The organism is Streptomyces sp. NPDC042336, assembly GCF_055581985.1.
The window spans coordinates 47,363-71,984 of sequence record NZ_JBVJEA010000017.1 but is presented as its reverse complement, the minus strand read 5'-3'; the positions used below and the strand labels follow the sequence as shown (position 1 = coordinate 71,984).

Genomic DNA, 24,622 nt, shown 5'->3' with positions numbered 1-24,622 from the left:
TGAAGTGCCCCGATTGTTCCCGTGGGCACGGTGTTCTGTCTGGTGTTGCGGGCATCTCTCGCGCCGCCCGCAACAGGTCTTGTTCACTCGCCGCCGTCCGGCCGGGCCCGGGCGCCGAAGTCCGGGTCCGGCCCGCCGATCAGTCGGCGGCGCCTGCGGGCTCGGGGACCTGTCCTGCCCCCGTGGACCCGCGGTCGTTCTCCTGGCTCCCCGCGCCGGCGTCGTCGTCTTCGCCGGGGTGCCCCGTCGTCTCCCTCAGTTCCGCGATCGCGGCCTCGAAGTCCTCGAGCGAGTCGAACGCCCGATAGACGGAGGCGAATCGCAGATAGGCGACGAGGTCGAGCTCCTGCAACGGTCCGAGGATGGCCAGCCCCACGTCGTGGGTGGTCAGCTCGGCGCTTCCGGTGGCCCGCACCGCCTCCTCGACCCGCTGGCCGAGCTGGGCGAGCGCGTCCTCGGTGACGGGCCGGCCCTGGCAGGCCTTGCGCACACCGTTGATCACCTTGGTCCGGCTGAACGGTTCGGTGACCCCGGACCGCTTCACCACCATGAGCGAGCACGTCTCCACGGTCGTGAACCGACGGGAGCAGTCAGGGCACTGGCGGCGCCTGCGGATCGACGTGCCGTCGTCGGTCGTACGGCTGTCGACGACACGGCTGTCGGGGTGCCTGCAGAAGGGGCAGTGCATGGACTCCGAACCCTCCTCACAGCAGACTCAACAGCCTCGAAAGGCCCTTCAGGCCCCTCGAAGCAGCCCCCAGCATAGGCGATCGCGGCGGGCTCGAAGACCCGGGGGACCACAACTTGTGGGCTGCTCTCGCTATCCAACCACTAGATGTGGGGATTGGCCCATACATACACGCCCTGCACGCGTGTCGCGCCTGTGCGTGCGCGGCCACCCTGGCCGCTCCACGCCTCGCACGGCCGTGTCGCGGCCGTATCGCCCGGAGGCATGCGGAGATACCGTGGGCACCGCGGGGAGGGGACGTGGGGCTACCGCAACAGATGGGAGACCCGCGCCGTCGAACGGGATGCCGGATGGCAGACTGGAGCGACATCCCGGAGGTTGTCACCACGGCGGTGAAGAGTACAGCAATGAGCCCTTTTGTCCGCCAGGCGCCACGGTAGCCATACACCCAGACATGCAAGACGAGCGAGCGATTCGCGTTTTTTCACTCGAACGTGTGTTTGGCGCAACCTTTCGAAAGCTACTACCGTTGTGCAGCAGGGAGACCATCGAGAGGGGCCGACGTGACCACCACCGCCGACAGTGCCACCATCACTGCCCAGGAACGCCCCCAGGGCCGACCTGAGCCGGTGCACGCGATGAGCGACGCCGCGAATCCCGAGGGGCACAAGCGCTCCCTGCCGGGGCGACCTCCCGGCATCCGGGCGGACAGCTCGGGACTCACCGACCGCCAGCGCCGGGTGATCGAGGTCATCCGCGACTCCGTGCAGCGCCGCGGGTACCCGCCGTCGATGCGGGAGATCGGCCAGGCCGTCGGCCTTTCCAGCACCTCGTCGGTGGCGCACCAGCTGATGGCACTGGAGCGCAAGGGCTTCCTGCGCCGGGACCCGCACCGCCCGCGCGCCTACGAGGTGCGCGGTTCCGACCAGGCCGCCTCGGTGCAGCCCACGGACACCGCCGGCAAGCCGGCCGCCTCGTACGTCCCGCTGGTCGGCCGTATCGCCGCCGGTGGTCCGATCCTGGCCGAGGAGTCCGTCGAGGACGTCTTCCCGCTCCCCCGGCAGCTGGTCGGTGACGGCGAGCTGTTCGTCCTGAAGGTCGTCGGCGACTCGATGATCGAGGCCGCGATCTGCGACGGCGACTGGGTCACCGTCCGCCGCCAGCCGGTCGCCGAGAACGGCGACATCGTGGCGGCCATGCTCGACGGCGAGGCCACCGTCAAGCGCTTCAAGCGCGAGGACGGCCACGTCTGGCTCCTCCCGCACAACTCGGCGTACGAGCCGATCCCCGGTGACGACGCGACCATCCTCGGCAAGGTGGTGGCCGTACTGCGTCGCGTCTGAGCGCCACGGCGGGCGGGTACGCGCGAGAGCGCCCCGCCGATCCGACCGGGCCCCGGGACCTCTGCGCCGGTCCCGGGGCCCAGCGCTGTCCGGAGTCGGACGGTCCCGGAGGGGGACGGCTGCCCGGAGCGTGGGCCGCGCTCAGTCGTCCTCGGCCTGCTCGGCGTCCTCGGTCTGCCTGGCCTTCGCGTCGATCGCGGCCAGCGACTTGCGGACCTGGTGGCGATCCGTGGTGAACCAGAAGTCGGGCAGCGACGCCTTCAGATAGCTGCCGTACCGGGCCGTCGCCAGCCGCTGGTCCAGTACGGCGACCACCCCGCGGTCGCCCGACGCGCGGACCAGCCGGCCCGCGCCCTGGGCCATGAGCAGTGCGGCGTGCGTGGCGGCGACCGCCATGAAGCCGTTGCCCCCGGCCTCCTCCACCGCCTTCTGGCGGGCGCTCATCAGGGGGTCGTCCGGACGCGGGAACGGGATCTTGTCCATGACGACCAGTTGGCAGCTCGGCCCTGGCACGTCGACGCCCTGCCACAGTGACAGCGTGCCGAAGAGGCAGGTCCGCGGGTCGGCGGCGAAGTTCTTGATCAGCTCGCCGAGGGTCTCCTCGCCCTGGAGGAGGATCGGGTACTCGGGGATCCGCGAGCGCAGCTCCTCGGCGGCCAGCTGGGCCGCGCGCATCGAGGAGAACAGGCCCAGGGTGCGGCCGCCCGCCGCCTGGATCAGCTCGGTGAGCTCGTCGAGCATGTCGCCGCGGTCGCCGTCCCGGGCGGGGCGGGCCAGGTGTTTGGCGACGTAGAGGATGCCCTGCTTGCGGTAGTCGAAGGGCGAGCCCACGTCGACGCCCTTCCACTGGGGCACGTCGTCGCCCTCGGTGCCCTCGGGAGCGAGGCCGAGCGACGCCCCGATGCCGTTGAAGTCGCCGCCCAGCTTCAGGGTCGCGGAGGTCAGGACCACCGAGCGGTCGGTGAAGAGCTTCTCGCGCAGCAGTCCGGAGACGGACATCGGAGCGACCCGCAGCGAGGCGCCGAACCGGTCGTGGCGTTCGTACCAGACGACGTCCCACTCGGAACCGTTCGTGATCCGCTCGGCGACGTCGTGCACGGACTCCACGGAGGCCAGCGCCTGCTTGCGGACCGCGTCCTCGTCCTGCACGGACTTGTCACGGGTGGTGCCGATCGCCGAGATGACCGTACGGCAGGCGTCCCGCAGAGCCATCAGCGCGTAGCCCAGGTCCTCCGGGATCTCCTCCAGGCGGCCCGGCAGCGCCAGCTCCATCAGCCGCTCGAAGCCCTCGGCGGCGGTCTGGAGCTGGTCGGCGGCCTTCTCGTTGACCAGCTTGGCGGCGCGGCGGACCGCGCGGTTGACCTGGCCGGGGGTCAGCTCGCCGGTGGCGACCCCGGTGACCCGGGAGACCAGCTCGTGCGCCTCGTCGACGATCAGCACCTCGTGCTGCGGCAGGACGGGCGCGCCCTCGATGGCGTCGATCGCGAGCAGCGCGTGGTTGGTCACGACGACGTCCGAGAGCTTGGCCCGCTCACGGGCCGTCTCGGCGAAGCACTCGGCGCCGTAGGCGCACTTCGAGGCGCCCAGGCACTCCCGGGAGGACACCGACACCTGCGCCCAGGCGCGGTCGGAGACGCCGGGCGTCAGGTCGTCGCGGTCGCCCGTCTCCGTCTCGTCCGCCCAGTCGCGCATCCGCAGCAGGTCCTGGCCCAGCTTGCTGGTGGGGGCGGCGGCCTCGAACTGGTCGAAGAGGCCGTCCTCCTCGTCCTGCGGGACGCCCTCGTGCAGCCGGTGCAGGCACAGGTAGTTCGACCGGCCCTTGAGCATCGCGAACTCCGGGCGGCGGCGCAGCTGCGGGTGGAGCGCATCCACCGTGCGGGGCAGGTCCCGCTCGACCAGCTGGCGCTGCAGGGCCAGGGTCGCCGTGGCCACGACCACCCGCTCCCCGTGCGCCAGGGCGGGCACCAGGTAGCCCAACGACTTACCGGTGCCGGTGCCGGCCTGGACCAGCAGATGCGAGCCGCCGTCGATGGCTTCCTCGACGGCTTCGGCCATGGCCACCTGGCCGGGACGCTCCGTACCGCCGACGGCGGTGACGGCGGCGTGCAGGAGTTCGGGGAGTGAGGGCTTCGTCATAGCGCGACCACCCTACGGCCCGGGACTGACAAACGGGTCGGCAAGGCGGGTGCGTGGGGCGGGAGCGACGGTGGGGACAGGCGGGGCAAGGGAGGCTCCTGGGGCGGGTGCCCGGCTGAACGGGGCGGCTGCTGGGGCGGCAGAGGCGGTGGCGGGGCGGCAGTGGCGGCAGACGGGACCGCAGAGGCGGCCGGCGGCACCGCAGAGGCAAGGCGCGAAAGGACTCGGCGGGTCACGGAGACTCCCGCGCCGCCCGTTCGCGGATCACGAGGGCGGCGCGCTTGGCGGGCAGGTCCACCTCGGCCGCCAGCCGGAACCCGGCGCCGAGGAACGCCGCGACGGACGACCGGTTGCGCACGTCCGGTTCGGCCAGCACGCGTGTGCAGGCGGGGCGCCCCGCGAGGACGAGGTCGGCGACGGCCCTGATCAGCTCGGTCCCGAGTCCCCGCCCGCGGTCGGCGTCCTCGCCGATCAGCACGTGGACGCCGGTGTCGTGCGGCCGGAGGGGGCAGTACCGGGCCAGCGGATCGAGGTCGGCCCGGTAGATCTCCCAGTAGCTCATCGGCACCCCGTCCAGCATGCCGAGGCACGGGACGCTGCGTCCGTCCCCGGCCAGCTGGGCCCGTAGGTGGTCGGCGGTCACGCTCCGCGGTCCGGTCAGCTCCCAGTACGCGGCGACGGCGGGGTCGTTCATCCAGCGAGCGATGAGCGCCACGTCCCGGTCGACGTCGACGGGGACCAGGTGGAAGACGCCCGCGGCGGTGTCGCTCGGTCCCCAGTCGGCGAGGCCGTCCAGGAGGTCCTCACGCGCGCGTGCGGTCGCCGCTTCCGTCGCCGCTTCCGTCTCCACCCGGCTGTTCCCTGCGGTGTCGCTCCCCGCGGTGCGGAAGAGGGCGACGAACTCCTCGGGCAGGTGCAGGTCCAGGGTGTCCTCGGCGCTCGCGTCGGTCGGATTCACAGTGTCGCTCCTTCGGGAGGGCGGCCCGCTCAGGCGTACAGGGGGTTGGCGATGGTGACGTAGACGGACTGGGTGTCCACCGGGCCGACGAGTTCGTCGAGGCCGTGCAGCCGGGTCAGCAGGTTCGCCTTGCAGCGCAGGACCGGCGAGTCGAGGAGGTACGCCGGGAGCGGGCCGCCCAGCGGTGAGGGCCCCGAGGCCAGCTCGCCGAGGAAGCGGCGGAAGGCGGCCAGCAGCGTTCCCTCCCCGGCGAGACGCTCGGAACCGAAGGCGCCGATGAGACCGAACACGTTGTTGACGGCGAGGTAGTAGGCGAAGCGCTCGTCGGTGACCTCGTCGGCCACGAACGTGTCGCTGCGCGCTCCGATCCCGGGCAGCCGGGCGTCGAGTTCCGTGCGCCGGGACTCGCGGAAGTAGTAGCCCTGGTTGTCGCGGTAGCGGCCGCCCGCGGGCCAGCCGTCGGCGTCCAGCAGGACGAGCGTGTTCTGCTGGTGCGCCTCCAGGGCGATGCCCGCGCGGGCGTCCAGCCACAGGACGGGACGTACGACGCGGTGGAGGTAGCGCAGGAACCACTCCACGGCGACGGCTTCGCGCGGGCGGCCGGTCCGTCCGGCGAGCCGCGTGACGACCTCGGCCAGCCGGGTGCGCGCGGCGGTGCCGGACCCGCCGTTCCCGGTTCCGCGGTGCCCCGGGGCCTCGTCCTCCGCGCGGGTGTGCGGCCTCGGCCCGACGAGAGAGGCCACGCAGCAGACGTCGTCCGAGGGCCGGAAGGGGTTGTGCCGGACCACGACGTCGAGGCCCCGCACGGGCGTGCCGTCCGGTCCGTCGACGGCGAGCCAGGCCGGGTCGCGGACGATGTCGAAGTCCGGGTGGGCCGCCCTCCACTGCCGGGACAGGCCGCGGCGCAGCAGCCGGTGGACCTCGACGCCGCGGTGCAACTCCTTGCGGAGGTTCTCCCGCCGGGAGTTGGTGATGTGCACGGCCAGCGAGAGCTTGAGCATGGCGGGGGCACCGCTGCGGTGGACGGTGCGCACGGAGGACGTGGGGTGCCATGCCGCGCCTCCGGCGCCGAGGTCCCTGACCAGACCGGCGTCCAGCAGACCGGCGAGGTCCGGCTGGTGCAGCACCGCGCGGAACTGCCAGGGGTGCAGGGGCAGGAGGGCGAACCCGTCCGGCGGCACCGGACCGTCCGCCGACGCCGGCCCGTCAGCGGCGAGGCGTGCGGTGAGCGCGGGAGCGGTGACCGGGCGCCCGCGTTCGGTCCAGGCCGAGTCGGTGGCGAGCACGGAGGGGGCGACGGCCAGCCAGTGCAGGGGGAAGGACCCGCGCAGTTCCGGTGAGTACCGGTGGGCCTCGGCCTCGGTGAGGCCCTCACGGCTCTTCGGGGTGGGATGCAGCGGGTGTCCGAGGAGAAGCGCCTGCTCGGCGGCGAGGAAGCGGTCGGGTCCGCTGCGGTCTCCCGGACCGTCGCGGTGACCTTCGGGAGCGGCTCCTTCCGCACGGTCCCGGAGGAATACGGCGGTGCGGCGGACGGAGTCGGCGACGCGCGCGACGAGGTCGGGACCGTCGGGCCCCGGGGCACCGGCCGTCTCGCGCGCGAGCAGCGCGGCGAGCGTGACCGCGTCCACGGGCGGCGCCGCGTCGGGGGCGCCGGTCAGCCGCGGGGGGCCGAAGCGGTGCCGGCCGGTCGGGGACCAGTAGTGCACGGGAACGACGAGGGCCGTACCGGAGGCCGGGAGCGGCACGCGGAGGACGCCGTCGTCGGGGGCGGACACGTCGGCCTCGCGGGCCCAGCAGCGGATCAGGTTCTCCGTGCCCGCGGCCTGCGCGACGGCGTACGGTTCGAGGTGGGCCGAGGGGTCGGCCGTGCCGTGGCGGGCGAGCGGTGCGGAACGCGGGCCGGGAAAGGCTCCCTGCGCAGGTTCAGCAGACCCGGGAGCGGCCGGGGCGCCGGGTGCGGAGGCGGCCGCCGGGACCGGTTCGGGGGCGGAGTCGGTGTGCAACGCGGGTCCTCCTGGCGGGCCGTGTCCTGGGGGTGGGTCTCATCTCGGGGTGCGCTCCCCGCGTAACGGGGCAGGGTCGCCGGGGTGGTGGCGGTCCACCGCCCGTACGGCGTCGGCGAGTCGGTCCAGGACGGCCGACATCTGCCCCTCGGTGACGATGAGCGGCGGCAGCAGCCGTACGACGTTCGCGCGCGGGCCCGTGACGTCCACGATCAGCCCGCGGCGCAGGCACTCCTGACGGACGGCGGTGGCGAGTTCGGCGGAGGCGCCGGGGCGGGCACCGTGGGCGGGGCTGTCGGGCGCACCGTCCGGCGCCACCAGCTCGATCCCGGCCATCAGGCCCCGCCCGCGCACGTCGCCCACGCACCCGAACTCCGCGGCCAGGGCGCGCAGTCGCATCAGCATCCGGCCGCCCAGCGCGGCGGCGTGTTCGGCGAGCCGCTGTTCGCGGACGTGGGCGAGGGTGGCGGCGCCCGCGGCCAGGGCGAGTTGGTTGCCGCGGAAGGCGCCCGCACCGGCTCCATCGTGCCGGTCCGGGCCCCCCAGGTCGTCGCGGTGGACCACCACGGCCAGCGGCAGGCTGCCGCCGATCGCCTTGGCGAGGATCAGCACGTCGGGTGTGACTCCGCTGTGCTCGAAGGCCCAGTAGGCACCGGTCCGGCCGACGCCCGTCCCGGTCTCGTCGACGATGAGCGGGACGGCCCGTTCGGCGGCGCGGGCGCGCACGTGCCGTACCAGGGAGTCCGGCGTCGGGTGCACCCCGGCCTCGCTCCGGACCGGTTCCAGGAGGAGCCCGGCGGGTGGCGCCTGCCCCGGCTCGAGGGCGTCGAGAACCGGCTCGTGGCCGTCGGCAAAGGTGACCACCCGGGTCCGTCCGGTGGCGGCGCGGACCAGCGCGGCGGCGGTGGCGACCGGGTCCGTGCCGGTCGGGCCGCAGAACCGCACCCGCGCGCGGTCGGCGAGTCCCGGCGGCAGCGTGCGCAGCAGTTCGGTGACGAAGGCGTCCTCGACGGGGGTGGTGAGGTCCATGACGTGCAAGGGGGCGCCCGATTCGAGGACCGTGCGGATCGCCGCGAGGACGACCGGGTGGTTGTGGCCGAGGGCCAGGGTGCCCGCACCGGAGACGCAGTCCAGGTAACGGCGGCCGTCGGCGGCCTCGATGGTGAGTCCCCGGGCCCGGACGGGTACGACCGGGAGGGCGCGCGCGTAGGTACGCGCGGCGGGTTCACGCGCCTGCCGGCGCCCCGAAGCGCCGCTCCGTACCGCAGTGCTCCCGCGGCCGACCCCCTCGTGTCCGGCGTGCGCCCGCGTGGACGCCCCGCCCGCGGGCTCCCGCGTCACCACCGGCCCGGCCTTCCCGCCTCCGGACGCACAGCTCCCGTACGGGGATCCCGCCACGGCTTGTCGACCTCCCGCCGCCGGACACGATGCGACGTGCCGGGCGCTCCCGGCATGGGGGACCCCGTCCGGACAGCGGGCCCCCCACCGCTACAACCGAGGACCGTTCACGGGGTTACGGTCTGCCCGAAGATCGTTGCGAGGGTGGGGTCTTCGCGGTGTGCTCCGGCCGCGCGGCCCGGCCTCGCCTACCGGTGGGCGGCGCGTGCCTGGTCAGGCGGCTGTATCCGAACCGTTGCCGTTCCGTCGGAACTCCCCCACAGCCACCGCATAGTGTGTGGTGCCGTTCCCGGTCGCCGTCGCTCGGCGGTTCGACCGCGGCACCACGTTCGTTCACAGCAGGGGGAGTCAACACCATGCGATCCATACGGCCGTCGTTCACCGTGCGCGGACACAGGCGCGGGCGGCGCGGAACCTCCTCCGCGGCCGCCGCCGTGGCGCTCGTGTCGGCGCTCGCGCTCACCGCCACCGCGTGCGAGGACGGCGACCCCGAGGCGGCCGGCGACGCCTCGGCCTCCGCGTCCGCCGCGGACGACGGCAACGGCGGGATCCGGATCCCGGACCACATCAAGGACAAGCTCAAGGAACACGGGATCGACGTCGGCGACTGGAAGAACGGCGCCTGGAAGAACTGGAACAAGGACGACTGGCTGCGCGAGGCGCAGGACTTCGTCAACCCGATCATCGAGGGCCTGTGGGACCCGGACCGGATGCGGGACGCCGAGGAGCCGGACCAGGAGGTCGACGAGAACGACATCTCCGGTGACCAGGGTGTCACCGACCCGGAGCCCGCCCCCGTCGAGGCGGAGGCCGTACCGGCCAAGTACCACGACAACGCCGCCACGGCCGGCAAGCTCCTCTTCGACTCCCCCAAGGGTTCGATGGTGTGCTCGGCCACGGTCGTGAAGGACCCGGCCCACCCCGGCAAGTCCGACATGGTGTGGACGGCCGGCCACTGCGTGCACGCCGGCAAGAGCGGCGGCTGGTACCGCAACATCGCCTTCGTCCCGTCCTACAACGACGCGGACATGTCGGCCGAGGAACTGCAGACCGCCACCAAGGAGGAGATCGCTCCCTACGGTGTCTGGTGGGGCGACTGGGCGCAGACCTCGGACCAGTGGATCGAGCAGGGCGGTTCGACCGGCGGTGACGGCGCCTCGTACGACTTCGCCGTGATCCATGTGACGCCGGAGAAGGGCAGCGGCGGCAAGTCGCTGGAGGAGACGGTCGGCGCCGCGCTGCCGGTGGACTTCGACGCCCCGGCCGTGCCGGACATCGAGAGCATGAAGGCGATCGGCTACCCGGCAGCGCCGCCGTACGACGGCCAGAAGCTGTACCAGTGCCAGGACAAGCCCGGACGGCTGTCGATCAACGCCTCCGACCCGACGATGTACCGCATCGGCTGCACCATGACCGGCGGCTCGTCCGGCGGCGGCTGGGTCGCCGCCGGTTCCGACGGCAAGCCCGCGCTGGTCTCCAACACCTCGATCGGCCCGGTGACGGCCGGCTGGCTGGCCGGTCCGCGCCTGGGCAAGGAGGCCAAGGGCGTGTTCGACGCGGTGAGCGGGAAGTTCACCGGCCAGTGATCACGCGCCGCGCGCCGCACTGAGCGGGCAGCGGGCAGCAGGCAGCAGGCAGCAGGCAGCAGGCAGCAGCAGACATTCAGACATATTCGGGCGTTCACGCGCCTCATCGGACATTCACACGTTTCAACGGGGGTTCTCGCACCATGCGTTCCACACCTGCGTCCGCCGCGCCACGGCGCGGACGGCGCACCGCACTCGCCGCGGCCGGTCTGGTCGCCGCGCTCACGCTCACCGCCACCGCCTGCGGGGCGGAGCAGGACAAGGCCGACGCCAAGCCCGGTGGTGGCAGCTCCCAGGCCGCCGGCACCGACGACACCGGAGGCGGTGAGAGCGGTCTGCCGGCCGGCCTCGCGGACCGGCTCAAGGAGCACGGCATCGACGTCGACCGGTGGAAGGACGGCGGATGGAAGAACTGGGACAAGGACAAGTGGCTCAGTGAGGCCAAGGACTTCGTCAACCCGGTGATCGAGGGCCTGTGGAAGCCGGACCGGATGAAGTCCGCGAAGGAGGCCGACAAGACCGTCACGACCAAGGACGCGTCCGCCGACCAGGGCGCCACTGACCCGGAGCCCGCGCCCGTCGAGGCCGTGGCCGAGAAGAAGCCGTACCACGAGAACGCGGCCCCGGTCGGCAAGGTCTTCTTCGACTCCCCCGAGGGCTCGATGGTCTGCTCCGGCACGGTCGTCAAGGACGTGAACCACCCGGGCAAGTCCAACCTGGTGTGGACGGCGGGCCACTGTGCGCACGCCGGCGGCAGCGGCGGCTGGTACCGCAACATCGCCTTCGTCCCGTCGTACAACGACTACGGCAAGTCCGAGGCGGAGCTGGCGAACGCGACGACCACCGAGATGGCGCCGTACGGCCCCTGGTGGGCCGACTGGGCGTCGACCTCGGACCAGTGGATCAAGGGTGGCTCGGAGAGCGGTGGCGACGGGGCCGCGTACGACTACTCGGTGCTGCACGTGAAGCCGGAGCAGGGCAGCAAGTCGCTGGAGGAGACCGTCGGCGCGGCGCTGGAGGTGGACTTCTCGGCCCCGTCGGCGACGGAGGTGTCCAGCATGGGCGCCTGGGGCTACCCGGCGGCGCCGCCGTACAACGGCCTGGAGATGTTCAGGTGCGTCGACCGGCCCGGCCGGCTGTCGCTGAGCCCGGCGCTGCCGACGATGTACCGCATCGGCTGCACCATGACCGGCGGTTCGTCGGGCGGCGGCTGGTTCCGGGTGGTGGACGGGGAGACCAAGCTGGTCTCCAACACCTCGATCGGCCCGCTGGAGAACACCTGGCTGGCGGGTCCGCAGCTGGGCCGGGCGGCCGAGGCGATGTACCAGAGCATGAGCAAGACGTACGGCGGTCGGTGAGCCGCCTGTGACGATGTGACGAGGGCCCGTCCCCTGCCGAGGCAGGGGACGGGCCCTCGGTCGTCGGCCTGTCGTACGGCCGCGCGGGTCTCAGGCGAGCGGCGCCGGAACGTACGGCGTGAACTCCGCCGCCAGCTCCTCGTGCACCCGCACCTTGAGCAGGGTGCCCTCCGGGGTGTGCTCCTCGGAGATCACCTCGCCCTCGTCGTGGGCGCGAGCCACCAGCTTGCCGTGGGTGTACGGCACGAGCGCCTCGATCTCGACCGAGGGACGCGGCAACTCGTTGTCGATCAGCGCGAGCAGCTGGTCGATGTTCTGCCCGGTGCGCGCCGAGACCGCGATGGACCGCTTCTCGACCCGCAGCAGCCGCTGGAGCACCAGCGGGTCGGCCATGTCGGCCTTGTTGATCACGACGATCTCGGGTACGCCGGTGGCGCCGACGTCCCTGATCACCTCGCGCACGGCGGCCAGCTGCTCCTCCGGGACGGGGTGCGAGCCGTCGACCACGTGCAGGATCAGGTCGGAGTCGCCGACCTCCTCCATCGTGGAGCGGAACGCCTCGACCAGGTGGTGCGGCAGGTGCCGGACGAAGCCGACGGTGTCGGCCAGGGTGTACAGACGGCCGCTGGGCGTCTCCGCGCGGCGCACCGTCGGGTCGAGGGTGGCGAACAGCGCGTTCTCCACCAGCACGCCCGCGCCCGTGAGGCGGTTGAGCAGCGAGGACTTGCCGGCGTTGGTGTAGCCCGCGATGGCGACGGAGGGCACCTTGTGGCGCTTGCGCTCCTGGCGCTTGATCTCGCGGCCGGTCTTCATCTCCGCGATCTCCCGGCGCATCTTCGCCATCTTCTCGCGGATCCGGCGCCGGTCGGTCTCGATCTTGGTCTCACCGGGGCCGCGGGTGGCGAGGCCGCCGCCCTTGCCGCCGCCCATCTGCCGGGACAGCGACTGGCCCCAGCCGCGCAGCCTCGGCAGCATGTACTGCATCTGCGCGAGCGCGACCTGCGCCTTGCCCTCTCGGGACTTGGCGTGCTGGGCGAAGATGTCCAGGATCAGGGCCGTGCGGTCGATGACCTTGACCTTGACGACGTCCTCGAGGTGGATCAGCTGCCCCGGGCTCAGCTCACCGTCGCAGATGACGGTGTCCGCGCCCGTGTCGAGGACGACGTCGCGCAGTTCCTCGGCCTTGCCGGAGCCGATGTAGGTGGCGGCGTCGGGCTTGTCGCGGCGCTGGACGACGCCGTCGAGCACGAGCGCGCCCGCCGTCTCCGCCAGGGCGGCCAGTTCGGCCAGGGAGTTCTCCGCGTCCTGCACGGTGCCCGAGGTCCAGACGCCGACGAGGACGACCCGCTCCAGCCGCAGCTGGCGGTACTCGACCTCGGTGACGTCCTCGAGCTCGGTGGACAGGCCCGCCACCCGGCGCAGGGCCGCGCGGTCGGAGCGGTCGAACTGCTCGCCGTCCCACCGCGAGTCGGTTTCGTGGTTCCAGGCGACGTCCTCTTCCATCAGGGCATCGGCCCGGAGGCCCTCGGGATAGGTCTGCGCGAGACGCTTGGTGTCCTGGGAGGGGGAAGAAGAGGAGGTCATTGGATCCTTACGTAGCTCGGAAGAGAGTGGGCGCGGCAGGCCCCGCAGCACTCTGTACAACGTGCGAGCCGCCGGGGAGATTCCCGGGGCCCGTACCGCGCCGTCCGGAAGATGGTCGCACGGCACGGGCCGTCTCGTCACCGGCTTATTCCCCGTGTGCCTTCTGCGAAGCCTCGGCGGGCGCCTTCTCGGCCGGGGCCTGCTTCCAGTCCGGGTGCCCGGGCATCGGTGGGGTCTTCTCTCCGTACAGCCAGGCCTGGAAGAAGCCGCCCAGGTCGCGGCCGGAGATCTCGGAGGCGAGCCGGACGAAGTCGGCGGTCGTCGCCGTGCCGTCCTGGTTGCGGGCGACCCAGGCGCGCTCGAGTCCTTCGAAGGCGGTGCGGCCGATCTCCTGGCGCAGGGCGTAGAGCACCAGCGCGGCGCCGTCGTACACGTTGGAGCGGAAGATCCCGGTCTTGCTGCCGTTCTTCGGCGGCCTGGGGGCGGCGGGCGGCCCGCCCGCGGTGCGCCAGCGGTCGGAGGCCCCGTAGGCGGCCTTCATGCGCGCCGCGACGGTCTTGTCCGCGGTCTCCTCCGCGTAGAGCGCCTCGTACCAGGTGGCGTGCCCCTCGTTGAGCCACAGGTCGGACCAGGTGCCCGGGCTGACGCTGTTGCCGAACCACTGGTGGGCCAGCTCGTGCACCATGATCGACTCGACGTACCACTTGGGGTAGGCGGGCTCGGTGAACAGCTCCCGCTCGAAGAGGGAGAGCGTCTGGGTCTCGAGTTCGTAGCCGGTGGTGGCGTCGGCCATGAGCAGGCCGTACGTCTCGAAGGGGTAGCGCCCGACCTTCTGCTCCATCCATTCGATCTGGCCGGGGGTCTTCTCCAGCCAGGGTTCGAGCGCCGCGCGGTGCTTGGTGGGCACGACGTCCCGGACGGGCAGTCCGTGCGGACCGGCGCGGTGCAGCACCGTGGAGCGGCCGATGGACACCTGGGCCAGCTCGGTGGCCATCGGGTGCCCGCTGCGGTAGGTCCAGGTGGTCGTGCCGCCGGTGCGGTCCACGCGGGCCGGCAGTCCGTTCGCGACGGCCGTGAGCCCGTCGGGGGCGGTGACGCGGAACGTGAACAGCGCCTTGTCGGAGGGGTGGTCGTTGCAGGGGAACACCAGGTGGGCGACGTCCGCCTGGTTGGCCATCGCCAGGCCGTCGGCGGTGCGCACCCAGCCGCCCTGGCGGTCCTCGCGATACACGGGGTCGCTGCTGTGCCGCACGGTGATCCGTGTCCGGTCGCCCTCGTCGAGCGCGTCCTCGGGCGTCACGACGAGGTCCTCACCGGCGGTGGCGAAGGCGGCCGGCTCGCCGTCGACCTCGACGGAGTCGACCTTCCCGTGGGCGAAGTCCAGGTTGAGCCGGTCCAGGTCGGCGGTGGTCCGGGCGTCGATGGTGGTGACGGCCTTCAGGGGCTTGCTGTTGTCGCCGGAGTAGGTGAAGGAGAGGTCGTACGCCGTCACGTCGTAACCGGGGTTGCCCAGCTGCGGGAAGAGGCGGTCGCCGACACCCAGCGGGGTCGGCGGGGCGCTCGCGGCGACCAGGCAGACGGAGACGGCGGAGGCGAGCAGCGCCGCGGCCCTGAGCCGGCGCCGGGAGCGTGCGCGGGGTCGCGGAGTCGGGGGGTGAGGGGTGTGCAGCATCCCTCACGGCTATCAGCGCGCGCCCGCCCCGCGGCGACGGCGCGCGCCCGGGGCACCCGAACGGGTACCCGCGCGGCGTGCCGGTTCAGGCGGGCCGCGCGGCGTGCCGGCTCAGGCGGGCCGCGCGGTGTGCCGCTTCAGAGGCCGGAGGCAGGCGCCGGAGGTCAGGCGCCGGTCGGCTGCGGCTGGGCCCGGCTGACGTCGTACACGCCGGCCACGTCGCGCATGGCCCGCATGAGGGCGGGCAGCCGGGCGGCGTCCGGGAGCACCACGGTGTAGCTGTGCCGGACCCGCTGCTGGTCGGGGGGCTCGACGGTCGCGGAGACGATCTCGGCGCCTTCGAGGGCCATGGCCTCGGTGAGGTCGGCCAGGAGGTGCGGGCGGCCGAACGATTCGGCGAGGAGCGTCACCCGGCATCCGGTGCTCTCGCCCCAGCGCACCCCGACCTCCGCGCGCCCGGCGCTCTTCATGCGCGCCACCACCGGGCACTGGGCGCGGTGCACGGTCACCACTCCCCCGCGCACGGCGAAGCCGGTGATCTCGTCGGGCGGTACGGGGGTGCAGCAGCCCGCCAGCCGCACGGTGGCGCCCGGCGGGTCGACGAGGACGTCGGCGGAGGCGGGGCGGGTGGATGCGGCGCCCGCGGCCGGGCGCGGGGCGTCGGGGTGGGCGTGGGCCTCGGGTGCGACGGGGCCGCGGGCCGCTTCCTCGGCCTCGGGCGCCGGCTCCGGGTGGGCGGCGAGCCGGCGCTGGATGGCGATCCGCGCGGCGGGGGTGTGAGCGTGCTCCAGCCACTCCCTGGACGGCTCGGAGGCGGGGTCCTGCCCCATCAGGAGCTGCACGGTGTCGCCGTCCCGCAGCACCGTGCTCATGGTGGCCAGGCGGCCGTTGACCCGGGCGCCGATGGTCGCGTGGGCGTCCTCGCCGTACTGGGCGTAGGCGGCGTCGACGCAGGTCGCGCCCTCGGGGAGGCCGAGGGTGCCGCCGTCGGGGCGGAACACGGTGATCTCGCGGTCCTGGGCGAGGTCCGCGCGGAGGGTGGACCAGAAGGTGTCGGGGTCGGGGGCGCCGCGCTGCCAGTCGAGCAGCCGGGACAGCCAGCCGGGCCGGGTCGGGTCGGCGCGCTCGCCGTCGCCCGCGCTCTGCTCCTCCGACGGAGGGGCGTACGGGTTGCCGAGCGCGACCACTCCGGCCTCGGCGACCTTGTGCATCTGGTGGGTGCGGATGAGGACTTCGACGACCTGACCGTCCTCCGCGCGGGCCACCGCCGTGTGCAGCGACTGGTAGAGGTTGAACTTGGGGACGGCGATGAAGTCCTTGAACTCCGAGACGACGGGCGTCATGCAGGTGTGCAGTTCACCGAGGACGGCGTAGCAGTCGGCGTCCTCCTGGACCAGCACCAGGAGGCGGCCGAAGTCCGCGCCGCGGAGCGTGCCGCGCTTGCGGGAGACCCGGTGCACGGAGACGAAGTGACGCGGGCGGATGAGTACTTCGGCCTGGATGTCGGCCTCGCGCAGCACTCCCCGCACCTCGTCGGCGACGGCGGCGAGCGGGTCGTCCGCGCGCGCGGCGTTCTCCTGGACCAGCTCCCGCGTGTGCGCGTACTCCTCCGGGTGCATGACCGCGAAGACGAGGTCCTCCAGCTCGGACTTGAGCGCCTGGACGCCGAGCCGTTCGGCGAGCGGGATGAGGACGTCGCGGGTGACCTTGGCGATGCGTTCCTGCTTCTCGCGGCGCATGACGCCGAGGGTGCGCATGTTGTGCAGCCGGTCGGCGAGTTTGATCGACATCACGCGGACGTCGTTGCCGGTGGCGACGAGCATCTTGCGGAAGGTCTCGGGTTCGGCGGCGGCGCCGTAGTCGACCTTCTCCAGCTTGGTGACGCCGTCGACGAGGTAGCGGACCTCGGCGCCGAACTCCTCGCCGACCTGGTCGAGCGTCACCTCGGTGTCCTCGACGGTGTCGTGCAGGAGCGAGGCGGTCAGGGTGGTGGTCTCCGCGCCGAGTTCGGCGAGGATCAGGGTGACGGCGAGGGGGTGGGTGATGTACGGCTCGCCGCTCTTGCGCATCTGGCCGCGGTGCGAGGACTCGGCCAGGACATAGGCGCGGCGCAGCGGGTCGAGGTCGGCGTCGGGGTGGTGGGCGCGGTGGGCCTCGACGACGTGGCCGATGGCATCGGGGAGGCCCCGGCTGCGGGTGGCGGAGCCGAGCAGTGCGGCGCGGCCCAGCCGGCGCAGGTCGATCCGGGGGCGGGCCTTTCTGCGGGGCGCCGGCGCGGCGGCACCGGTGGCCGCGGGCGGCACGGGGCCCGGGCTCGCTGGATTCACGGCCTCCGCGTTCATGGGCACCTCCGGCTGCGCGGACCGGCGGACGGGTGATCCCAGGGCGGACACGGCTCAGGGGATGCTGTCGGTCCCCCGTCCGGGCCGGTGCTTGATGCTATCGAGCCCATCACGTGCGGCCGACCGCCTCTCGCCGAGCGTGAAACGGATCACCCATTCGAGCGATGGTCCGAGGGTTTACGTTTTCGCACTGAGTGTCATGGACCGGGCTGTGGTTCACCTCGGCCGGGGACACCGGGTCCTCTTTCAGGCGCGTACCCCCTCCAGCCAGGCGGAGTCGAACTCGCCCTCCGCGACGATCACGGCGGGCCCGGTCATCTCGATCTCGCCGTCCGGACGCTCGGTGATCACCAGGGTGCCGCCGGGCACGTCGACGGTGTACGTCGCCGGGACACCGGTGACCGCCGGATCGGCACCGTCCCGGCGCGCGGCGGCGACGGCGACGGCACACGCGCCGGTGCCGCAGGAACGGGTCTCACCGGAGCCGCGCTCGTGGACGCGCATCGCGACGTGGCCGGGGCCCCGGTCGACCACGAACTCGACGTTGACCCCGTCGGGGTAGGCGCCGGCGGGCGCGTGGGACGGCGGGGCGTACAGGTCGCCGGCGTGGGCGAGGTCGGCGACGAAGGCGACCGCGTGCGGGTTGCCCATGTTCACGTTCCGCGCGGGCCAGCTGCGCTCGCCCACGCTCACCTCGACGTCCCCCTCGGGCAGCACCGCGCGGCCCATGCCGACGGTGACGTCGCCCGCGGCGTCGCCGCCGTCGGAGGCGGACTTGGCGATGTGCACGCGCTTCACTCCCCCGCGCGTCGCGATGGCGAGGTCGCCCTCGGCGGCGTGCCCGGCACGCTGGAGGTAGCGCGCGAAGACCCGCACGCCATTGCCGCACATCTCCGCGACGGAGCCGTCGCCGTTGCGGTAGTCCATGAACCACTCCGCCTCCGCGGCCATGCCCCGGGCCTCGGGGTGCGCCGCGGACCGCACCACGTGCAGCAGTCCGTCCCCGCCGAGCCCCGCGCGGCGGTCGCACAGGGCGGCGACGGCGGCGGGAGGCAGGTCGACGGCGTTCTCCGGGTCGGGAACGATCACGAAGTCGTTCTCGGTGCCGTGACCCTTGAGGAAGACGATCCGCGTGCTCATTCCTCGATCGTACGGGGTGAGCGGGGCACGACGACGAGGGGCGGAGGACGGCCCAGGGCGCTCGGGCTTCGTCAGCCCCGCAGGCGGGCGACCCGCCACACGGCCAGGACGACGACCGCGGCGACCGCCAGGGCGTACACGAGGATCGTCCGCCAGTCGGCGCGGCGGCCCGACCCGCGCTGGGGCAGGCCCGGCCAGGTGTATCCGACGCGGCGGGCGGCCATCATGCCCCAGCCGGCCGCGCAGGAGCAGATCAGCAGGCCCAGCATCGCGATCACGGCGCCGCTGTCGCCGAAGTCGAAGGCGAGCGGGAAGGCGAACATCAGCGAGCCGAGCGCGGCCAGGCACACGATGGGCGCGAGCTGCCAGATCCGCAGACGGCGCTGGGGACGCAGCTCGACCTCGACCTCGTCCCCGTACATCTCGTCGGGCGCGGGACCGTCGGCGGCGACGCCCTCCGGCGTCTCGTCGGGGCCGTCGGGGCTCAGGGCGCCGCCGTCCGGCTCCGGTCCGCCGGGGTCGGCGGTGCCGTGCTCGGTACTCGGTGCGGTGTCGCGAGGGCCGGCCTCCATCGCCACGCGCCCTCCCAACTAGGACTCACTCGGTCGATCGAAGCTCGATGATGGCACGCCGCCGGAGGCCCGGATGACGGCCGGGGCGTCCCGATGCCATCACGTGATCAGGCTGTAACCGGTCGTTCGACCAACGACAGGGCGAGCTGCGGAAGTTCCGTGCGATCCGCCACACCCCCACTCAGCCAATGCACCCGCGGGTCGCGCCTGAACCACGAATCCTGACGGCGCGCGAAGCGCTTGGTGGCACGGACGGTCTCGGCACGCGCCTCGTCGAGCGTGCACTCGCCGGCGAGCGCCGCGAGGACCTGCTGGTAGCCGAGCGCGCGCGACGCCGTACGCCCCTCGCGCAACCCCTGCGCCTCCAGTGCCCGGACCTCGTCGACCAGACCGGCCTCCCACATCCGGTCGACGCGCAGGGCGATGCGCTCGTCCAGCTCGGGGCGGGCCACGTCGACGCCGATCTGCACGGTGTCGTAGACGGAGTCGTGACCGGGGAGGTTGGCGGTGAAGGGCCTGCCGGTGATCTCGATCACCTCCAGGGCGCGCACGATCCGGCGCCCGTTGCTGGGCAGGATGGCCCGCCCCGCCTCCGGGTCGGCGACGGCCAGGCGGGCGTGCAGCGCGCCCGAGCCGCGCAGTTCGAGCTCCTCCTCCAGGCGGGCCCTGATCTCGGGGTCGGTGCCGGGGAACTCCAGGTTGTCGACGGCCCCGCGGACGTAGAGTCCGGAACCGCCGACCAGGACCGGCCAGCGCCCCTGGCCGAGCAGCGCGTCGATCCGCTCCCGGGCGAGACGCTGGTACTCGGCGACGGACGCGGTGACCGTCACGTCCCAGATGTCCAGCAGATGGTGGGGGACGCCGCCGCGTTCCTCGGGCGTCAGCTTGGCGGTGCCGATGTCCATCCCACGGTAGAGCTGCATGGAGTCGGCGTTGACGACCTCGCCGCCGAGCCGCTCGGCCAGGAAGACGCCCAGATCGGACTTTCCGGCCGCGGTGGGTCCGACTACGGCGATGACGCGGGGGGCGGGGGGTGCGCTGCTCACCGCACCAGTCTCGCAAACCTCTCACCTCACCCTCGAACGAGTTACGTGACGGTCCGCGTCCGGGGTCGTTGCCCGTTGCGAGGTTCCCGCTCCCCGGACCACCGGGTCATGGCCCCGGCCACGCAAACGGACGCACCGGATGCCGCGGGATTTCGCCCGCACGAGTAACGTATGGAGTTGATATGGGCGTTTTTGCACGGCTTTTTCGGAGGTCGCAGAGCACCGAGGAGGCGTCGGGCGAGCAGGCGCGGGCCGACACCCCGGGCAGCGAGGGCGCGGCGGAGGTGAAGGCGACCGAGGCCGCGGAGACGGCCGACGCCGGCCCCCGCAACACGGCGGAGGCCGGCGGGGCCGCCGCCGAGGCCGACGACTCGGAGGGCGTGGGCATCCCCAAGCAGCAGTCCGCCGGGGAGGCCGTCGACAACGAGGCCGACAAGGGCGCCCGCACCTGACTGCCCCGTGAGGGAAGGCGAACCATGGGTCTCCTGGACAACTTGAAGGCCAGACTCGAACCGGCGAAGGGCAAGGTCTCCGACCTCGCGCAGCAGCACGGCGACAAGATCGACCGCGGTCTCGACAAGATGGCGCGGACCGTCGACGAGCGGACCAAGGGCAAGTACAGCGACCGGATCCAGACGGGCACGGGCAAGGCCAAGGACGCCATGGACCGCCTCGCTCACAAGGACGACAAGGGCAGGGACGCGGACGGCGGCCCCCCTCCGGCGGGACCGCCCCCGGCGTCCTGACCTCGGTACACCGTCGGACGGCCCGGGACCGGAACGGTCTTCCGGCCCCCGGGCCGTCCGTGCAAACCCGAAGGGTGGTCCGACTCCGGGCCCCCCCGCGAAACAGCACCGGCGGACCCGGCACCGTCCCGTCCGCGAAATCCGGACGACGGATCAGGCCGCACCGCCCGCCGAGCGGCGCCGGTGGACCAGCGCGCCGTCCGTGGAGCGGGACCGGTGGATCGACTCCGGTTGCCCGCGGGACGGGGTCGGCCGCGGTCGTCCGAGGGCGCGTTGCCGCCTGGGTGCTACGACCAGGTGGCCGTGACGTACCCGACCCCGTAGGGCGCGTCCTCGTACAGCAGTGCGCCGGCGAGGTCCGTGCCGCGGGACGCGCCCGCGAGGACCTGCCACGGTGCCCGGCCGGAGACCTTGAGTTCGCGGGCCAGTACGACGTCCAGCGCGGCGAGTGCGGCCGCGTCCGCCGCACCCAGGGCACGGCCCGCCTCCGCGTCGAAGGGCGCCGCCCGCTCGTCGAGGTAGCCCGGCGCCTTCAGTGTGCGGCAGGCGCTTGCGTCGCCCAGCACCAGCAGCGCCGTCCGCCCGGCCCGTCCGGCGATGTCCCGGCCGAGGGCGGCGCAGCGCTCGGCGGACAGCGCGTCCCCCACACCGATGCCTTCGACGGGGACACCGGTCCAGCCGGTCCGCCCGAGCAGCCAGGCGCCCACGGCCAGCCCGTAGGGCAGCTGGGGGCCGTCCGCGTCGCCGATGTCGGCGCCCAGGTACACGTCCAAGTCGACGCCGAAGCCGCGGAAGGAGCCCCGCGCACCCTGCGGGTAGACCTCGGGCCCGGCGGAGTCCGCGGGTCCGACCACCACGAGCCGGTCCGGCCGGGACGCGGCGAGCACCCCCAGCGCGTCCGTGCACGCGGCGCGCGCGGTGTCCAGCTCGGGTGCGGCACCCGCGGCGACCTCCGGTACGAGGAGCGGTGGGCAGGGGCAGACGGCGGCGGCGACAAGCATGATCGGCAGCGTATCGCCGTGCCGCCGCCCCCTGCGGCACCCCCGGCGGTCAGTCGCAGCCGCAGCCGCTCGCCACGGCCGGCTGGGGCTCGGGAACACCGATCTTCGGCAGGCCCAGCAGCACACCGGCCGGCTTGGCCTGCTCCGCGGTGTTGCGCTTCTCCCAGGCGTCGCCCGCGCGCGTGCAGCGCACGTCGAGCACCGCGCCCTCGGCGAGGAGGTGGTGCGGGGCGGCGTAGGTGACCTCGACCGTCACCACGTCACCGGGGCGGACCTCCTGGTCGGGCTTGGTGAAGTGGACCAGGCGGTTGTCGGGGGCGCGGCCGGAGAGGCGGTGGGTGGTGCCGTCCTTGCGGCCCTCGCCCTCGGCGACCATCAGCTCCAGGGTGCGGCCGACCTGCTTCTTGTTCTCCTCCCAGGAGATCTCCTCCTGGAGGGCGACCAGGCGCTCGTAGCGCTCCTGGACGACCGCCTTGGGGATCTGGCCCTCCATCTCGGCGGCCGGTGTCCCGGGCCGCTTGGAGTACTGGAAGGTGAAGGCCTGGGCGAAACGGGCCTCGCGCACCACGTGCAGGGTCTGCTGGAAGTCCTCCTCGGTCTCGCCGGGGAAGCCCACGATGATGTCGGTGGTGATCGCCGCGTGCGGGATGGCGGCGCGCACCTTCTCGATGATGCCGAGGTAGCGCTCCTGGCGGTAGGAGCGGCGCATCGCCTTGAGTACCGGGTCGGAGCCGGACTGGAGCGGCATGTGCAGCTGGGGCATCGCGTTGGGCGTCTCGGCCATGGCGGCGATGACGTCGTCGGTGAAGTCGCGCGGGTGCGGGGAGGTGAAGCGGACGCGCTCCAGACCGTCGATGTTCCCGCAGGCGCGCAGCAGCTTGCTGAACGCCTCGCGGTCGCCGATGTCGGAGCCGTAGGCGTTGACGTTCTGCCCGAGCAGGGTGATCTCGCTGACGCCCTCGGCGACCAGGGCCTCGACCTCGGCGAGGATGTCGCCGGGGCGGCGGTCCTTCTCCTTGCCGCGCAGCGCGGGGACGATGCAGAAGGTGCAGGTGTTGTTGCAGCCGACGGAGATGGAGACCCAAGCCGCGTACGCGCTCTCGCGCCGGGTGGGCAGCGTGGACGGGAACGCCTCCAGGGACTCGGCGATCTCGACCTGCGCCTCCTCCTGCACACGGGCGCGCTCCAGCAGCACGGGGAGCTTGCCGATGTTGTGGGTGCCGAAGACGACGTCCACCCAGGGGGCCCGCTTCACGATGGTGTCGCGGTCCTTCTGCGCCAGGCAGCCGCCGACCGCGATCTGCATGCCGGGGCGGCTCGCCTTCTTCGGGGCGAGGTGGCCGAGGTTGCCGTACAGCTTGTTGTCGGCGTTCTCCCGTACGGCGCAGGTGTTGAAGACGACGACGTCGGCGTCGCCGTCGGCACCGTCGGGGGCGCGGACATAGCCCGCGTCTTCCAGCAGACCGGACAATCGCTCGGAGTCGTGGACGTTCATCTGGCACCCATAGGTGCGTACTTCGTAGGTGCGCGTGCCGCCCACTGACTGGCTCCGGTCGATGCTGCTCATGGCAACAAGGGTAGGCGGTCACGATCGGGCTCGATGCCGCGCACATATTGACAGTACACCGTCAGGCCCGTTGTTCTGTCATGGGAGCGCTCCCACAATGCAACGGCGCTCACGCATCCCTTCTCCCGCACTGGAGGCACCTGTGCGCACCCGACTTCTCCGATTACTGCGCCGACCCTGGACCGCCGCGGTGGCAGCCGTGGCGCTGGTGGTGTCGGTCCTGGTGGCCATGCCCGCGAGCGGTGCGGCGGCGGCCGCCTGCCGGGTCGACTACACCGTCGACGCGTGGGCGGGCGGCCACACCGCCCGGGTGCGGGTCACCAACCTGGGTCCCGCGGTGAACGACTGGCGTCTGACCTGGACCTACACCGGCGACCAGCAGGTGACGTCGGCGTGGAACGCGACCGTCACCCAGAGCGGCGCGTCCGTCGTCGCCGTCGACGCGGGCTGGAACGGCGCGCTGTCCACCGGCGGCACCGCCGAGTTCGGCGTGCAGGGGATCTGGCGGTCCGCCGACCCCGTGCCGGACGACTTCGCGCTCAACGGCTCCTCCTGCGGCGGTGACGGCGGCACCCCGCCCACGACGCCGCCGACCACGCCTCCCGCCACCACTCCGCCGCCCTCCGCCGAGTGCGGTGACGCCGTGATCTGCTCGGGCTTCGAGGACCAGACCGGCCCCGAGCCGGCCGGCGACTGGCGGTTCACCGCCCCCGACTGCCAGGGCACGGTCGCCGTCGACTCGGCGGTGGCACACGGGGGCGGCAGGTCGCTGCGGGTGGACGGCCGGGCCGGCTACTGCAACCACGCCTTCGTCGCCCATGCCGCGGATCTGTCGTCGGTCGGCCCCGTGCTGTACGCCCGCATGTGGGTCCGGCACACCACCGCGCTGCCCACCTCGCACGTCACCTTCGTGTCGATGCCGGACTCGGCGCAGAGCGGCCGGACGCTCCGCGTGGGCGGCCAGAACGGCGCGCTGCAATGGAACCGGGAGAGCGACGACGCCACCTTGCCCGCGCAGAGCCCGGCCGGGGTCGCGCTGAGCAGGCCGCTGCCGACGGACGGCTGGCAGTGCCTGCGGTACGCGGTCGACACCTCGGCCGGCCACCTGGACACCTGGCTCGGCGAGGAGCAGGTCCCCGGCCTGCACGCCGACGGGGTGCCGACGCAGGACGTCGACCAGCAGTGGCTCGCCCGCGGTACCGCACCCCGGCCGACTGCACTGCGGCTGGGCTGGGAGAGCTACGCGACGGGCGACGACACCCTCTGGTTCGACGACGTGGCCGTGGGCTCCGCGCCGATCGGCTGCTGACCGCCGGCGTCGACGCCGGCCCGGGCCGCCCGCGGGCCCACCGCTCCGGGCACGCCGGCGGCCCGCCGCTCGGCCGGCTGCGCCGCACCGCTCGCCCCATCGGGCGGTGCGGCGGTGTGGCGGAACGGCGCCGAGGGCCCGAGAGCCGCGCGGGCGCCGCGACGGGACACAGC

Annotated in this window: 19 protein-coding genes; 6 read left to right on the top strand and 13 right to left on the bottom strand. The window is 73.1% G+C overall.

The genetic code is table 11. From position 1 onward, the window contains the following. Positions 1-139 precede the first annotated feature (139 nt). Positions 140-688 carry a transcriptional regulator NrdR gene (nrdR, locus tag ACZ6IM_RS29720; protein ID WP_052840120.1) on the bottom strand — a complete coding sequence of 183 codons (549 nt, stop codon included), beginning with the start codon at positions 686-688 and terminating at the stop codon, positions 140-142. Positions 689-1,251: 563 nt separating this feature from the next. Here nrdR and lexA point away from each other — a divergent pair. Further along, positions 1,252-2,031, top strand: a complete 780-nt coding sequence (gene lexA, locus ACZ6IM_RS29715) for a transcriptional repressor LexA (protein WP_003973219.1) — start codon at positions 1,252-1,254, stop codon at positions 2,029-2,031. A 141-nt stretch (positions 2,032-2,172) separates the two neighbouring features. Here lexA and ACZ6IM_RS29710 read toward each other — a convergent pair whose 3' ends face one another. The 4 genes from ACZ6IM_RS29710 to ACZ6IM_RS29695 all read right to left on the bottom strand — a co-directional run bounded on the left by ACZ6IM_RS29710 (position 2,173) and on the right by ACZ6IM_RS29695 (position 8,469). After that, positions 2,173-4,167, bottom strand: a complete 1,995-nt coding sequence (locus ACZ6IM_RS29710) for an ATP-dependent DNA helicase (RefSeq protein ID WP_052840123.1) — start codon at positions 4,165-4,167, stop codon at positions 2,173-2,175. 232 nt (positions 4,168-4,399) lie between these two features. Next, positions 4,400-5,125: a GNAT family N-acetyltransferase gene (locus ACZ6IM_RS29705; RefSeq protein ID WP_469560602.1), complete on the bottom strand. Its 726-nt coding sequence runs from the start codon at positions 5,123-5,125 to the stop codon at positions 4,400-4,402. Between the two features lie 29 nt (positions 5,126-5,154). Further along, positions 5,155-7,128, bottom strand: a complete 1,974-nt coding sequence (locus tag ACZ6IM_RS29700) for an IucA/IucC family protein (RefSeq protein WP_469560600.1) — start codon at positions 7,126-7,128, stop codon at positions 5,155-5,157. A 39-nt stretch (positions 7,129-7,167) separates the two neighbouring features. Continuing rightward, complete coding sequence (locus tag ACZ6IM_RS29695) at positions 7,168-8,469, bottom strand: aminotransferase class III-fold pyridoxal phosphate-dependent enzyme (RefSeq protein ID WP_469560597.1); 1,302 nt, start codon at positions 8,467-8,469, stop codon at positions 7,168-7,170. A gap of 413 nt (positions 8,470-8,882) precedes the next feature. Here ACZ6IM_RS29695 and ACZ6IM_RS29690 point away from each other — a divergent pair, with 413 nt between their 5' ends. Together ACZ6IM_RS29690 and ACZ6IM_RS29685 are read left to right on the top strand one after the other, a co-directional pair. Further along, on the top strand, positions 8,883-10,112 hold the full coding sequence (locus tag ACZ6IM_RS29690) for a trypsin-like serine peptidase (protein WP_469560594.1): 1,230 nt from the start codon (positions 8,883-8,885) through the stop codon (positions 10,110-10,112). A gap of 143 nt (positions 10,113-10,255) precedes the next feature. Beyond that, a complete protein-coding gene (locus ACZ6IM_RS29685) occupies positions 10,256-11,470 on the top strand; it encodes a trypsin-like serine peptidase (RefSeq protein ID WP_469560591.1) in 1,215 nt (404 codons plus the stop codon). A 90-nt stretch (positions 11,471-11,560) separates the two neighbouring features. Here ACZ6IM_RS29685 and hflX read toward each other — a convergent pair whose 3' ends face one another. The 6 genes from hflX to miaA all read right to left on the bottom strand — a co-directional run bounded on the left by hflX (position 11,561) and on the right by miaA (position 19,826). Then, on the bottom strand, positions 11,561-13,054 hold the full coding sequence (gene hflX, locus ACZ6IM_RS29680) for a GTPase HflX (protein ID WP_052840135.1): 1,494 nt from the start codon (positions 13,052-13,054) through the stop codon (positions 11,561-11,563). Positions 13,055-13,199: 145 nt separating this feature from the next. After that, complete coding sequence (locus ACZ6IM_RS29675; RefSeq protein WP_052840136.1) at positions 13,200-14,726, bottom strand: M1 family metallopeptidase; 1,527 nt, start codon at positions 14,724-14,726, stop codon at positions 13,200-13,202. A 164-nt stretch (positions 14,727-14,890) separates the two neighbouring features. Beyond that, the gene (locus ACZ6IM_RS29670; RefSeq protein WP_469560586.1) at positions 14,891-17,068 is read right to left on the bottom strand and encodes a RelA/SpoT family protein; all 2,178 of its coding nucleotides are present in this window, start codon (positions 17,066-17,068) and stop codon (positions 14,891-14,893) included. 246 nt (positions 17,069-17,314) lie between these two features. After that, complete coding sequence (dapF, locus tag ACZ6IM_RS29665) at positions 17,315-18,208, bottom strand: diaminopimelate epimerase (RefSeq protein ID WP_052840138.1); 894 nt, start codon at positions 18,206-18,208, stop codon at positions 17,315-17,317. Positions 18,209-18,279: 71 nt separating this feature from the next. Continuing rightward, positions 18,280-18,780: a hypothetical protein gene (locus ACZ6IM_RS29660; protein ID WP_052840140.1), complete on the bottom strand. Its 501-nt coding sequence runs from the start codon at positions 18,778-18,780 to the stop codon at positions 18,280-18,282. Between the two features lie 107 nt (positions 18,781-18,887). Continuing rightward, positions 18,888-19,826 carry a tRNA (adenosine(37)-N6)-dimethylallyltransferase MiaA gene (gene miaA / locus ACZ6IM_RS29655; protein ID WP_052840142.1) on the bottom strand — a complete coding sequence of 313 codons (939 nt, stop codon included), beginning with the start codon at positions 19,824-19,826 and terminating at the stop codon, positions 18,888-18,890. A gap of 182 nt (positions 19,827-20,008) precedes the next feature. On the opposite strand from miaA, the gene ACZ6IM_RS29650 reads away from it, so the two are divergent. After that, a complete protein-coding gene (locus ACZ6IM_RS29650; RefSeq protein WP_052840146.1) occupies positions 20,009-20,278 on the top strand; it encodes a hypothetical protein in 270 nt (89 codons plus the stop codon). A gap of 24 nt (positions 20,279-20,302) precedes the next feature. Next, positions 20,303-20,572 (top strand): antitoxin, encoded by a 270-nt coding sequence (locus ACZ6IM_RS29645; protein WP_052840148.1) that lies wholly within the window; start codon positions 20,303-20,305, stop codon positions 20,570-20,572. Positions 20,573-20,859: 287 nt separating this feature from the next. On the opposite strand, the gene ACZ6IM_RS29640 is transcribed toward ACZ6IM_RS29645, so the two are convergent. Together ACZ6IM_RS29640 and miaB are read right to left on the bottom strand one after the other, a co-directional pair. After that, the gene (locus ACZ6IM_RS29640; protein ID WP_052840151.1) at positions 20,860-21,573 is read right to left on the bottom strand and encodes a class III extradiol dioxygenase subunit B-like domain-containing protein; all 714 of its coding nucleotides are present in this window, start codon (positions 21,571-21,573) and stop codon (positions 20,860-20,862) included. A gap of 49 nt (positions 21,574-21,622) precedes the next feature. After that, complete coding sequence (gene miaB / locus ACZ6IM_RS29635) at positions 21,623-23,140, bottom strand: tRNA (N6-isopentenyl adenosine(37)-C2)-methylthiotransferase MiaB (protein WP_469560581.1); 1,518 nt, start codon at positions 23,138-23,140, stop codon at positions 21,623-21,625. A gap of 142 nt (positions 23,141-23,282) precedes the next feature. On the opposite strand from miaB, the gene ACZ6IM_RS29630 reads away from it, so the two are divergent. Further along, a complete protein-coding gene (locus tag ACZ6IM_RS29630; protein WP_469560578.1) occupies positions 23,283-24,449 on the top strand; it encodes a cellulose-binding domain-containing protein in 1,167 nt (388 codons plus the stop codon). Positions 24,450-24,622 lie beyond the last annotated feature (173 nt).